Origin of the sequence: Rhodanobacter panaciterrae (assembly GCF_014651895.1) — a bacterium.
GTDB lineage: Bacteria > Pseudomonadota > Gammaproteobacteria > Xanthomonadales > Rhodanobacteraceae > Rhodanobacter > Rhodanobacter panaciterrae.
Genome location: NZ_BMXT01000001.1, coordinates 258,629 through 271,393, shown reverse-complemented (window position 1 = coordinate 271,393; position 12,765 = coordinate 258,629). Strand labels below are relative to the sequence as shown.

General features: G+C 66.1%; 11 protein-coding genes. 3 read left to right on the top strand and 8 right to left on the bottom strand.

Translation table 11 applies throughout. The features are described from left to right. Positions 1-20: 20 nt before the first annotated feature. Together IE071_RS01200 and iadA are read right to left on the bottom strand one after the other, a co-directional pair. Positions 21-869 carry a cyanophycinase gene (locus IE071_RS01200; protein ID WP_189439363.1) on the bottom strand — a complete coding sequence of 283 codons (849 nt, stop codon included), beginning with the start codon at positions 867-869 and terminating at the stop codon, positions 21-23. Between the two features lie 79 nt (positions 870-948). Then, positions 949-2,121 carry a beta-aspartyl-peptidase gene (gene iadA, locus IE071_RS01195; RefSeq protein ID WP_189439362.1) on the bottom strand — a complete coding sequence of 391 codons (1,173 nt, stop codon included), beginning with the start codon at positions 2,119-2,121 and terminating at the stop codon, positions 949-951. Positions 2,122-2,255: 134 nt separating this feature from the next. Between iadA and IE071_RS01190 the strand changes: the two genes are divergently transcribed. Beyond that, a complete protein-coding gene (locus IE071_RS01190) occupies positions 2,256-2,732 on the top strand; it encodes a DUF2127 domain-containing protein (RefSeq protein ID WP_189439361.1) in 477 nt (158 codons plus the stop codon). A 5-nt stretch (positions 2,733-2,737) separates the two neighbouring features. Here IE071_RS01190 and IE071_RS01185 read toward each other — a convergent pair whose 3' ends face one another. The 6 genes from IE071_RS01185 to xerD all read right to left on the bottom strand — a co-directional run bounded on the left by IE071_RS01185 (position 2,738) and on the right by xerD (position 11,283). Beyond that, positions 2,738-3,646 (bottom strand): DMT family transporter, encoded by a 909-nt coding sequence (locus tag IE071_RS01185; RefSeq protein ID WP_189439360.1) that lies wholly within the window; start codon positions 3,644-3,646, stop codon positions 2,738-2,740. Further along, positions 3,643-4,530, bottom strand: a complete 888-nt coding sequence (locus IE071_RS01180; RefSeq protein ID WP_189439359.1) for a glycosyltransferase family 2 protein — start codon at positions 4,528-4,530, stop codon at positions 3,643-3,645. Before IE071_RS01180 ends, IE071_RS01185 begins: the two co-directional genes overlap by 4 nt. Before the next feature lie 94 nt (positions 4,531-4,624). Further along, on the bottom strand, positions 4,625-5,365 hold the full coding sequence (locus IE071_RS01175; RefSeq protein ID WP_189439358.1) for a hypothetical protein: 741 nt from the start codon (positions 5,363-5,365) through the stop codon (positions 4,625-4,627). A gap of 29 nt (positions 5,366-5,394) precedes the next feature. Further along, the gene (purL, locus tag IE071_RS01170) at positions 5,395-9,258 is read right to left on the bottom strand and encodes a phosphoribosylformylglycinamidine synthase (protein ID WP_189439357.1); all 3,864 of its coding nucleotides are present in this window, start codon (positions 9,256-9,258) and stop codon (positions 5,395-5,397) included. A gap of 233 nt (positions 9,259-9,491) precedes the next feature. Then, on the bottom strand, positions 9,492-10,262 hold the full coding sequence (locus IE071_RS01165; protein ID WP_189440833.1) for a DsbC family protein: 771 nt from the start codon (positions 10,260-10,262) through the stop codon (positions 9,492-9,494). An 85-nt stretch (positions 10,263-10,347) separates the two neighbouring features. Continuing rightward, positions 10,348-11,283 (bottom strand): site-specific tyrosine recombinase XerD, encoded by a 936-nt coding sequence (gene xerD / locus IE071_RS01160; protein WP_425503414.1) that lies wholly within the window; start codon positions 11,281-11,283, stop codon positions 10,348-10,350. Positions 11,284-11,315: 32 nt separating this feature from the next. Here xerD and IE071_RS01155 point away from each other — a divergent pair, with 32 nt between their 5' ends. Both IE071_RS01155 and IE071_RS01150 read left to right on the top strand, forming a co-directional pair. Continuing rightward, positions 11,316-11,819: an RDD family protein gene (locus IE071_RS01155; RefSeq protein WP_189439356.1), complete on the top strand. Its 504-nt coding sequence runs from the start codon at positions 11,316-11,318 to the stop codon at positions 11,817-11,819. Positions 11,820-11,895: 76 nt separating this feature from the next. Further along, positions 11,896-12,675: a class I SAM-dependent methyltransferase gene (locus tag IE071_RS01150; protein ID WP_189439355.1), complete on the top strand. Its 780-nt coding sequence runs from the start codon at positions 11,896-11,898 to the stop codon at positions 12,673-12,675. The last annotated feature ends 90 nt before the right edge of the window (positions 12,676-12,765 follow it).

Genomic DNA, 12,765 nt, shown 5'->3' with positions numbered 1-12,765 from the left:
TTTGGAGCCGAGGGCCCGTTTCAGACAGTTTGTTTCGGTATCGCCAGCGTACCCGCCGAGGCGTGGCGCGTCTGCATGTTGAAGGTAGCTCCGGCGATCAGCACATGGATGGTCATGCCCAGCATGCACACCGTGTCGTGTTCGCCGGCCTCGGCCATCGAGGAGAACTGCAGATTGCCGGCATCCAGCACGGTCACCGCGCCGCTGCCCTCGACTTCGAGCGTGTTGTCCGGACGGATGAACGCCGCCGTGTCCTCGTCCAGACCGATCCCCACCGCATAGGGGTTGTATGCAAGCGCCGCCATCAGCCGGCCGAGCCGGTCGCGCTGGCTGAAATGCTGGTCGATGATGAAACGGTTGGTCAGGCCCAGCCCCGGTGCCAGCCGCACGCTTCCGGCCGTGGGCGAGAGGCCTTCCTTGCCGAACGCGATCATGTGTTCGCTGAGGATGCTGGCGCCTGCGCTGGTGCCGCCGACGTGCACGCCACGCGCATTCAAGGCGCGGATGCGTTGCGCCACCGGCGTGCCGCCAAGCATGGTCGACAACCGCAGCTGGTTGCCGCCGGTGAAGAAGATGCCGGTGGCCTGGTCGAGTCGTTCCAACCGGTTCTTCTCTACCGCGTCGCGACGCATGTCGAAATCGAGCACGCCCACTTCGCCGGCGCCGAGGCCGGTGAACAGTTTTTCGTAACGGGGACCCGTGTCGGCCAGCTGGCTCGCCGTCGGAATCACCACGATATTCGCGTCGCCGCCGCCGCACAGTTGGACGAACCGCTCGAGAATGCGTGGATCGTTCTCTTTTTCCTCGGCGCCGCCGATCGGTACGATCCAGCCGCGCTGCTCCCCTTCCATCACCCTGCTGGGACTCATCTGGTTCTCAACTTCATTCGATTTCATGCGGTTCTCTGAGTCCGGCGGATCATTCGATCCATGCTGACGCATCGAACGTCTAGATGGTGTTCTCGAACGTGCCGCGATGTTCGATGTGGCCGTCGCGCACGTGCACGACGCCACCTGCCATTACATCATGCGCCGCGCCGGCTTCGTCCAGCGCTACCAGGTCGGCGTCGGCGCCAACATGGATCCGGCCCTTGCCGGGCAGCCGCAGCAGCCGTGCCGGATTGCTGGTGAACGCCGGTAGTGCGCGCTCCATCGGTACACCCCGCGCCAGCACCTCGTTCAAGGTTTCCAGCAGCGCACCAGATTCGCCGACACCCATGTGACAGACATGGCCGTCGTTGTCGAAGACCGGCAGACAGCCGCCAGCGTCGGAGCTGACCGTGATGCGCTCGATTGGGGCGGCGCTGTCCAGGAAACGGATCAAGCCGTCCGCCGCGCTCCAGGCATCTTCGCCCTCCTCGACCGGAAACGCGGTGAGATCGATCGTGCAGCCGCGCCCGGCCAGTTCCAGCGCTTCGTCAAACAGCGCCTTGCGCCGGTTCACATGGGTGGGATGGAACACGCGCGGCGGCAACTCGCTTTCGTCCAGCGCACGGCGCACCAGATCCAGCCCACGCGCGCCGTCGCCCAGATGCAGGTGCAACACGCCAGCCTTGCCCGTCATCAAACCCGCGACGTGCGCATCGGAAGCGAGCCGCAGCAGTTCGTCGAGGGTGGGCTGGCTGGAGCGGTGATCGCTGATCGCCACTTCGCCAATGCCGATCAACGCCTCGATGAAGACCAGATCGCCACGCACCGTGCCGGTGAGCGTGCGTGGCGGCACATGGTAGCCACCGGTGAAGGCCAGCGCGCTCAGCCCCTCCTCGCGCAGTGCATACACCGTCGCCAGCAGGTCGCGCGGACCGCGCGCCACGTCGTCGGTACCCAGCAGGCCGACCACCGTGGTGATGCCGGCGCGGGTGAAGCGCGACACACCCAGCGGCGGCACCCGCGTGCGGAAGCCCGCCTCGCCACCACCGCCGGTTACGTGCACATGTGCATCGATCAGGCCGGGGATCAGCCGGCGCCCCTGCAGGTCGATGGTCTGCACCGCCAGCGTGGCGGGCAGCTCGTCGAGCTTCGCACCCATCCAGAGGATGCGGCCGCCACCCAGCAGCAAATGCTGCACCCCGAGCGGTTCGGGCGCGTGGACCTGCGCATTTCGAAGCAGCAAAAGATTCATCGACGCAGCGTGACGATCGCCCGAGGTGGCGTCAAGCCATGTCGGATGCCACCTCGACCAATGCCTTCCCGGCAGCGACAATAGGCCATGAGCTTTCGATCATCCGCGTTGTCCACCACCCCGGCGATCCTCCCATGACGTCCATGCCCCAGCGCGAACCACGGCATGTCGGCCTGCGGGTCATCGCGATATACGAGGCGGTCAAGACGCTTGGCCTGATCCTGGTCGCGCTCGCGGCGTTCCATCTGAACCGCACGCAGAACTTCGATCACCTGGTGCACTGGCTGGAGCACCTCTCGCTGGCCGATACCGATGGCCTGCGCTGGAAGCTGGTCAACCTGCTGCAGGAGATGGGACCGAGCAAGTTCGTCGCGATCGGCATCGTGGCGCTGGGTTATGCGGTGATCTTCGGCATCGAAGGCATCGGCCTGTGGCTGGGCAAGCATTGGGCGGAATGGTTCACGGTGGTCGCCACCGGCTCGCTGATTCCGCTGGAGCTGTACGAAACCCTCTATTACTTCGGCTGGCTGAAGTTGGCCACCCTGATCGGCAACGTGGTCATCATCATCTACCTGGTGCGCATCGCGCTGCAGCCACGCAATAACGACTGAACCGCCTATACCTCGTGATGTACCGCTTCGGCCGGCAACGCGTCGGTGCGGTCGCCGCGCCGCGGCATCAGTTCGACCAGGTACATCGCGGCCAGGATCAGCCCGCCACCGAGCAGCATGCGCCAACTCAGCACGTCGCTTCCCAGCGCCACCGCGAACGCGGCGGCGAACACCGGCTCGGTGGTCATCACGATCGCGGCACGGGCGGCCGGTAGATGGGACTGTGCCCAGGTCTGCATCAGCATCGCACCGGCACCGGCGACCAGCGCCATGTACAGCACGCCGAACCACGCGTTGCGATCGGGCGGCAACATCGGTCCGTGCGGCGCAGTGGCGAGCAGGCAGACCACGGCGATCGCCACCATCTGCACTGCCGACATGCCGAATGCCTCGCCTTGGCGCGACCACTGGCCAAGCCCGACGATGTGCAGGCCGTACAGCGCAGCCGAGGCCAGCGTCAGCCACACACCGAAATCGACCGAGACGCCATTGAGCGACAACAGCGCCAGCCCGGCGGTGGACAGCAGCACCGCCAGCCAGACCACGCCAGCCATGCGCTGGCGCAGCAACAGCATCGCCAGGATCGGCGTGAATACCACATACATGCCGGTGGCGAAGCCGCTGACGCTGGGCGCGATCAGCGACAGCCCCCAGGTCTGCAGCAGCTGACCCGCACCGTAGACCACACCGAGCAGCAGGCCACGCATGACCTGCTTGCGGCCAAGCTGCCACACCGGCCGCGCGAACAGCGCCAGCATCACCAGCGCGGCGATCGCAAAACGCACGGCCAGAAAATCCGCCACCGGCATGCGCGCGACCACGTCCTTGATCAGCACGAAGGTCGAGCCCCACACCGCGGTCATCGCCAGCAGACCGATCGTCGCCAGCACGGTGATCCGTCGCGACGCCGTCATCGACGCAGCAACCGCCGCCACAGCTGCCCGGGAATCTGCAGCAGGAAGTGCGCCCAGATACCGAGCCACACCGCCGCCGCCACCAGCGGATTGCGTGAAGCCGGATCGTGCTTGCGGAACCAGCGCCACATGCCGCGATGCTTGTAGCGGCTGACGAACACCGGCCGATGCCGGCTGGAACTGCCCTTGCCGTGCTGCACGCGGACATCGCCGGCCAGCAGCACCTTATAGCCGATGTCGCGCACGCGACGGCACAGGTCCAGATCTTCGCAATGCAGGAAATAATCTTCGTCGAAACCGCCGAGGCGCTGGAACATCGCGCGCGTCATCAACATCACCGCGCCCGACACCGCCTCCGCCTCGATCACCTCGGCGGGGATCGCCTGTTCCACATTGACCTTCTCGCCAGGACGGCCGAGCAGGCTGTTGAGCGAACGCTGCAGCAACGGGTCACGTCGCCATGATGCGGGATCGGGGCGGCCATCGGCATCGCACACCACCGCGCCGATCAGGCCTGCCTTCGGCTTGCCGGCCTGCAGCGCCAGCAAGCGGCGCAAGTCGTCATCGCGCAACAGGCAATCGGGGTTGAGTATCAGCAGCGCGTGGCCATTGGCCTGCTTCGCCGCAAGGTTCACCGCCGGACCAAACCCGAGGTTCTTGTGGTTGTAGATCACCTTGAGCCGCGGATCGTGCGCATGCGCGCGCTCGATCGCCGACGGCATGCCATCGCGCGAAGCGTTGTCGATCAGGATCAGCTCCAGCGACAACGGGCTGGCCAGCACGCTTCGCACGCATTCGCGCAATGCCGGGCCGCTGTCGGCGGACACCACGATCACGCTGAGCGCCAGCGAAAACGGCGAGCGATGTCTGGTCGAAGTATCCACCGCGCAATTATGCGCGGAGATGCGCGGCGGGAGAACCGTTTGCGACGAAATAATCAGAGCGAAACAATCAGAACGGCCGCACCGCTGCGACGATTCAATCCTCGTCGTCCTGCCCCAGCACGGCCGGCAACGCCAGCGGCATGTCGCCCTCGCGTCGGATCAGCCACGGCTGCTCGCGATACCAGCCGCACAATTGCCAGCCGCGCAGGCGATGTCGATGCTGGCCTTCGCGATCCCACAGCACGATGCCGCGGTCGTTGGGCATGCGCGCCACGAACCAGCGTCCCGCCGGACTGAACGCTGCGCGCGGACCGACGCCGTCGATTCCGCTGCCGTCGGCAAACAGGAAGTTGCCGCTGCGGTATTCCACGTGATGGGCGAGCGGATCGATCAAGCCCTCGTCAGCCGACTGCCAGGCCGGCAATTGCAGCTCGATGATTTCCGCAGGCGGACCGATCGGTGCCAGCGCCAGCTCGGGCCATTCGGCGGATGCCATTGCGATCGGGTCGCGACGCTGCGCCCGATCCAGCCATGCCTCCAGTCCGGCCAGCAAGGTGTACCCGGCCAGCGCACCGAGCAGGGCCGCGCCCCAGGCAAACGCATCGCCACCGAGCACCCGTTGCAGCGCGAACAGCACGCCGGGCAAACCCCAGCGCAGTCCGCGTCGGATCAACGCGACATGCTCGCCGGCCAGTCGATGCTGCAGCAAGAGCACCACGGCCACCAGCGCGAACAGCAACGGCAGACCGAGCCACCACGGCAGCAGTGCCAACGCCACCATCCATGCCAGTGCGGGCAGCACGATGTTCCAACCAGGCCAGCGCGAGGCGGCCATGGCTCAGTCGTGTATCACGCGATGCGCAATCAGCCGCACCACACGCGCGCGTTGCGGAACATGCGCATCCACGGCGAATCCTCGCCCCACTGTTCCGGATGCCAGCTCAGTTGCACGCTGCGGAACACGCGCTCGGGATGCGGCATCATGATCGTCACGCGGCCATCGGCGGTGGTGAAGCCGGCCAGGCCGCCGGGCGAGCCGTTGGTATTGAGCGGAAAGTTCTCGGTCGGCTTGCCGCGGTTGTCGACGAAGCGCACCGCACCGCTCGACTTGGACGGACTGCACGCCTGCGGAAAACTGACCCGGCCTTCGCCGTGCGCGACCGCCACCGGAATCCGCGAGCCAGCCATGCCCTTGAAGAAGATGCTCGGCGAATCGAGCACTTCCAGCGTAACCAGGCGCGATTCGTACTGCTCCGACGCATTGCGCAGGAACTTCGGCCAGTGCTGCGCGCCGGGGATGATTTCCTTCAGTTGCGCCAGCATCTGGCAGCCGTTGCACACGCCGAGCGCGAACCTGGTCTGGTCGGCGAAGAACGCGGCGAACTGTTCGCGCAACATGTCGTTGTAGAGGATCGAGGTGGCCCAGCCGCGACCGGCGCCGAGCACGTCACCGTAGGAGAACCCACCGCAGGCGGCAAAGCCGCGGAAATCGGCCAGTTCAACGCGGCCGCTGGCCAGATCGGACATGTGTACGTCGACCGCGTCGAAACCGGCGCGGGTGAACGCGGCCGCCATCTCGACCTGACCATTGACGCCCTGCTCGCGCAGGATCGCGATGCGCGGGCGCGCGCCGCTGTCGATCAGCGCCGCCGCCACGTTCTCGGCCGGATTGAAGCTGAGCTTCGGCGTGATGCCCGGATCGGCATCGTCGAGTCGCCATTCGTGCTCGGCATCCGCACTCTGCGGGTTGTCGCGCAGGCGCTGCATCGCGTAACTGGTCTCGTTCCACGCCTTGAACAGCGTGCTCCAGTTCCACTTGAACAAGGTGTCGTCACCGAGAAACAGCTTGATGCCGAGCTTCTCTTTCGGCCGACCGATGCGATAGCTGATGCCCGCCAGGTTGTACTTGACCAGCAGCGCCTCGAACGCTTCGCGGTTCGCCTCGGCCACCTGCATCACCGCGCCGAGCTCCTCGTTGAACAGGGCGCGCAGCGTCGCCTCGGCCCAACCATCCAGCTGGATTTCCAGACCGCAGTGACCGGCGAAGGCCATCTCCAGCAAGGTGGTGATGACGCCGCCGTCGGAGCGGTCGTGATAGGCCAGCAGCAGGCCGCCCATGTTAGCCTCCTGCACCAGCTCGAACAGCGCCTTCAAGCGCTTGGCGTCATCCAGATCCGGCGGCACGCCGCCGCTGCGGTTGAATACCTGGGTCAGCGCGGAGCCGCCCAGACGATCGCGCCCGGCGCCCAGATCGATCAGCCACAACTCGGAATTGCCGCGATCGAGCTTGAGTTGCGGGGTGAGCGTGCGGCGCACGTCGCTGACGCGGGCAAAGCCGGTGATCACCAGCGACACCGGCGACACCGTGCGCTGTGGCGTGTCGCCGTCCTGCCACACGGTCTGCATCGACAGCGAGTCCTTGCCGACCGGAATCGAGATGTCCAACTGCGGGCACAGCTCCATGCCGATCGCCTGCACGGCATCAAACAACGCAGCGTCCTCGCCCGGATGGTTCACCGCCGCCATCCAGTTCGCCGACAGACGGATCTCGCCGAGACCGTCGATCGCCGCGGCGGCCAGATTGGTGATCGCCTCGCCGACGGCCAGCCGTGCCGCATCGGCACTGTTGAGCAGGGCCACCGGCGCGCGCTCGGCCATCGCCATCGCCTCACCGGCGTAGCCGTTGAAGTCGGCGATGGTCACCGCGCAGTCGGCCACCGGCACCTGCCACGGGCCGACCATCGGATCGCGATGATTCAGGCCGCCGACGGTGCGGTCGCCGATGGTGATCAAGAAACTCTTGCTGCCCACGGTGGGCAGGCGAAGCACGCGCAGCAAGGCCTCGTCCATGCCGATGCCGGACAGATCCGGCAGCAGGTCGACGCGCGGCTTGATTCGCTTCGCATCGCGATGCATCCGCGGCGGCTTGCCGAACAGCACGTCCATCGGCAGGTCGATCACGGTCAGGTCGCGACGCGGATCGGTCAGCACCAGCTGGCGCTCGACCGTGGCGTCGCCGACCACCGCATACGGGCAGCGCTCGCGCACGCACATCGCCTCGAACTCGGCCAGGTTTTCCGGACCGATCGCCAGCACGTAGCGTTCCTGCGACTCGTTGCTCCACACCTGCATCGGCGACAGCGACGGGTCGTCGCAGGGAATCTTCGACAGGTCGATCACGCCGCCGACACCGGCGTCGTTGAGCAGCTCGGGGATCGCGTTGGACAGGCCACCGGCACCGACGTCATGCACGCTGACGATCGGATTATTTTCGCCGCGCGCGCAGCAGGCGTCGATCACTTCCTGGCAACGCCGCTCCATCTCGGCGTTGTCGCGCTGCACCGAGGCGAAGTCGAGCTCGGCACTCGATGCTCCGCCGGCGACCGACGAGGCCGCGCCGCCGCCAAGCCCGATCAGCATCGCAGGGCCACCGAGCACGATCACCTTGTTGCCCGGCTGCACCGCACGCTTCAGCACATCGCCGGCACGCAGGTTGGCCAGGCCGCCGGCGAGCATGATCGGCTTGTCGTAGCCGCGACGCAGGCCGGCTTCGCCGGTCTCGTGCTCGTAGCTGCGGAAATAGCCGCCCAGACACGGCCGGCCGAATTCGTTGTTGAACGCGGCGGCGCCGAGCGGGCCGTCGCGCATGATCTCGAACGCGCTGGCCATGCGCGGTGGCAGCGGGCGATTCACTTCCCACGGCTGCGGATGGCCGGGAATGCGCAGGTCGGACACCGAGAAACCGGTGAGGCCGGCCTTCGGCTTGCCGCCACGACCGGTCGCACCCTCGTCGCGGATCTCGCCGCCGGCACCGGTGGCGGCACCCGGCCACGGGGCGATCGCGGTGGGATGGTTGTGCGTCTCCACCTTGATCGCGTAGTCGATGCGCTCCTCGTGGCCGCGCCACACGCCATCGGCCGGATCGGCAAAGAAGCGCTTGCCGGTGCTGCCCTCGATCACCGCCGCATTGTCCGAATACGCCGACAGCGTATGCGCCGGCGAATGCTGGTGGGTGTGCTTGATCATGCCGAACAGGCTCTTGTCCTGCTCTGCGCCGTCGACCGTCCAGCTGGCGTTGAACACCTTGTGCCGGCAATGCTCGGAGTTCGCCTGAGCGAACATGAAGAGTTCGGCGTCGGTCGGGTCGCGACCGAGTTCGGCATAGCGTGCGACCAGGTATTCGATCTCGTCGTCGGCCAGCGCGAGGCCGAGCCGTGCGTTCGCCTCCGCCAGTGCCGCCTGCGGATCGGTACCGAGCACGACATGCACCAGATCGCCGGGCGCGCCGGCCAGGAACAGACCTTGCGCGTCTTCGATGCGAGTCAGCACCGACTGCGTCATCGCGTCGTGCAGCACCGCCATGATCGCGGCGTGGTCCGGCGCCTCGGCCGGCGGCAGGCCGGCGACCTGCCAGGCCAGTCCGCGCTCGACCCGACGCACGTCGAAACCGGCGCCATGCAGGATGTCGGTGGCCTTGCTCGACCACGGCGAGATCGTGCCCAGTCGCGGCACCACCCACAACGTGGCCGGTTCGGGCTTCGCGTCCTTCGCTTCCAGCACGCTCAGCAATCGCTGACGTAGCGCACCTTCCGGCGCGGTAGCGACGTCGATGAAATAGACGAACCACGACGCCTGCACGCGTACGCCACGATGCAGGGCATCCAGGCGGGCATTCAGACGTTCGAGACGAAACGGCGAGAGGGCGCTCTGCCCGTCGAGTGCGATCATGCGGGGAACGGCTGCTATGCGGAGGAAACGCCTATTCTAACCGATGCTGCAATACGGCATCGTTCTGGCTCCCTCCCCCTGCCTGCCCCAAGGGACTTCCTTCGGTCGCAGGGGGAGGTTGGCGACCGAAGGGAGTCCTTCAGGTGAGGGGGTGGCTCTTGATCCTGCCGATAAAGAGCACCCCACCCCAGCCCTCCCCTGCTTTGCAGGGGAGGGAACGAGCCGTCGCAGCCTCAGCTGCCCTTTTGCAGCGCCTGCAGCAGCTGATCCGGGGTGACAAAGCCGCCCAGGGTGCTGCCATCCGGGCCGATGATCGTCGGGGTGCCATTGACGCCAAGTTTCAGACCGAGGTTGAACTGGTCCTCGACCGGATTGGTGCAGGTCGCCGCTTTCGGCGCGTGCCCTTCCTTCGCCGCCGTGAACGCTGCCTTGCGATCGCTGGCACACCACACCGAAACCATCTCGGTATAGGTCGGCGTGGGCCGTCCCGACGTGCTGGTCACGCCTTCGCGCGGCCACGCCAGATACTCCACCGCGATACCGGCCTTGTTGAACTCGGCGACATGTTCGTGCAGTGCACGGCAGAAGCCGCAGTTGACGTCAGTGAATACGGTCACCGTGTATTTCGGATGCGCCGGCGCAAACACGATGCGCTGGGAAGCCGGCACCTTGGCCAGTTCGTCCTTGCGGAAGCGCGACCAGGCAGCGTCGCCGAGGTTCTGGTGTTTGCCCAGGTCGATCAGATCACCATGCATCAGGTACTTGCCATCGGTGCTGACGTAGACCATCTGGCCGCCAGCGATCACCTGATAGAAACCCGGCATCGGCGCCGGGTCGATCGAGTCGACCTGGATATTCGCCGACAAGCCCTTGATCGCCTGCTGCACCATCTGCACGGCAGCCGGAGTGATCGTCGGGGCGACGACCGGCGCTGCACCGCTTTCGGCCGCACAGGCACTCAGGGAAAAGCTACCGATACACAGCGCCAGCAAAAGTTTCTTCAACATCACCATCAACCTCATTCGATCATTCCGCGCGCAGGCTGGCGGCGGTCAAGCAAGCATTCTCGCACAGGCAGCTGAACCGCCCTCACCCCCGCGGATGATGCTGCGCATGCAGTCGCTTCAACCCCTCCTTCGCCACCAACGTATAGATCTGCGTGGTACTGAGCGAGCTGTGACCGAGCAGCATCTGCAGCGCGCGCAGGTCGGCACCGTGGTTCAGCAGGTGGGTGGCGAACGAATGGCGCAGCACGTGCGGCGAGATGCGTTTCGGGTTGATGCCGACTTTCAGCGCGTAGCGTTTCACCAGGGTCCAGAACATCTGCCGGGTCATGCCTTCGCCGCGCTTGCTGAGGAACAGCGCCGCCGGCTGGCGGCCTTTGGCCAGCTCCGGCCGCACGTCGGCCAGATACGCACCGATGCGCTCAAGCGCCAATTCACCGACCGGTACCAAGCGATCTTTGCCGCCCTTGCCGGTGACCCGCAGCACGCCCTGGCGCGTATTCAGCGCGGTCAGCGGCAGTTCGACAAGCTCGGACACGCGCAGGCCGGAGGCGTACATCAGCTCCAGCATCGCGCGATCGCGCAGGCCCAGCGTGGTAGTCGTATCGGGCGCGTCGAGCAGGCCTTCGATCTCGCGTTCGGCCAGCGCCTTGGGCAGGCTGCGCGGCATCTTCGGGCGCTCGATCAGCAGGGTCGGATCGGCAAAGCCCGACTCGTTGCGGGCGAGGAAGGCGTAGTAACGACGGAACGCCGACTGCCGTCGCGCGATCGAGCGTACCGCGACGGACTGCGCGCCGTGGTACGCGGAAATATCCTCGCGCCGTGCTGTATGCAGGTTGCGACCGCGTCCCGCCAGCCAGCCGGCCAGTGCTTCCAGATCGCGCCGGTACGCCTCCAGCGTGCGATCGGCCAGACCGTCCTCTGACCACACTCGTTCCACGAACATGCTTATGCTCAGCCGGTCGGCTTCGGCGATACTGGCGCGGTTTTCTTCCTTCTCCATGCGCACGATGCTGGCCATTGCGCGCGCACTACGCAAGCGACCGACGACCGATGCCCGCGAACCTCGCCACCACCGATCTGCCCTGCCCGCTATGGCGCCGCCTGTTCGCACTGGTCTATGACCTGCTGATCGTGGTGGCGATCGTGATGGTGGTGGGCTTGTTGTGTCAGCTGGCCACCGGCGGCCAGTTGATCCACACCGCCGGCAAGACCGATGTCCCCATCTGGTATCAGCTGCTGCAGGCGCTGGTGGTGATGGCGTACTTCATCAGTTCGTGGCGCCGCGGCGGACAAACCGTCGGCATGCGGCCCTGGCGCATCCGGGTCACCCGCGATGATGGCGGCACGCCGTCGCTGCAACAGGCGCTGATCCGCGTGCTGGTAGCGGCAGCTCCGCTGGTGCTGCTGATGCTGGAGCCGATGATCGGGCTGCACGCGACATTGTGGACGCTGCTGATCGTCTGGGCTGGCTGGTTTGCGGTGGCCTTGTTCGATCCACGCCGTCGCGCCGTGCATGATTTCGCCGCGCATACCGAGATTCGCCTGCTGGAATGACTGATTCGTCGCGAAGTGTGTGCAACAGCTCGACGACTTCACACTTCTCTCAACGCATACCGGGTTCAATCCGACGATGCCGCCACCGCGCCCCGCCGAAAGTCGCAACGACGCCGAACTGATCCGCGCCAACCGCGGCTTCTACGAATTGCTGTGGGCCGCGGCCAAGCTGATCGGACCGGAGCGCTTCAACACCTGGCCGTTGCTGCGCGAACTGGCGGCGGCCGCGCCGCGTCGGCTGGAAGTGGCGCCCGGGCTGCGCCCACGACTGCCGCTGGACGGCACCTGCTTCGTCGACCTCAGCCACGCTGCCCTGTCCCAGCTGCATGCAAGCGGCGCCAAAGCCGTGCACGGCATGATCGGCGCGCTGCCGTGCGCCGACGCCAGTTTCGAGCTGATCTGCGCGCTCGACATTCTCGAACACGTCGCCGACGACGACAGTGCGCTGGCCGAACTGGCGCGGGTGGCGACACCCGGTGCCAGCGTGCTGCTGTCGGTGCCGCTGCATCCGGAAGCATGGACCGCGTTCGACGACTTCGTCGGTCACTGCCGGCGTTACGAACCGGCACAGATCATCGCCAAACTCGCCCGGCATGGTTTCACCATCGAGCACAGCGCGGTCTATGGCATGCAGCCGAAATCCTCGCGTCTGCTCGACCTCGGCCAGTGGTTTCTGACTCATCGGCGCGAGCGCGCGATGTGGTGGTACAACCGGGTGTTCATGCCGCTCGGCCTGCACTTCCAGAAACCGTTGCAGTGGCGCGAAGGCCTGGGCGACACGCAAGGCGTCGACGAGGTGCTGCTGCGCTGCCGTTATCGTCCCAATCCTCGTCCGACCCCGCCGCCAAGTCACTGATTGAGCTGGACACTGGTGTTTGCGGCATCGCAACACGCGAAAGGGAAACGGCGCTAAGATGGAAACGATTTCGTCTCCGGCCATCCCCTT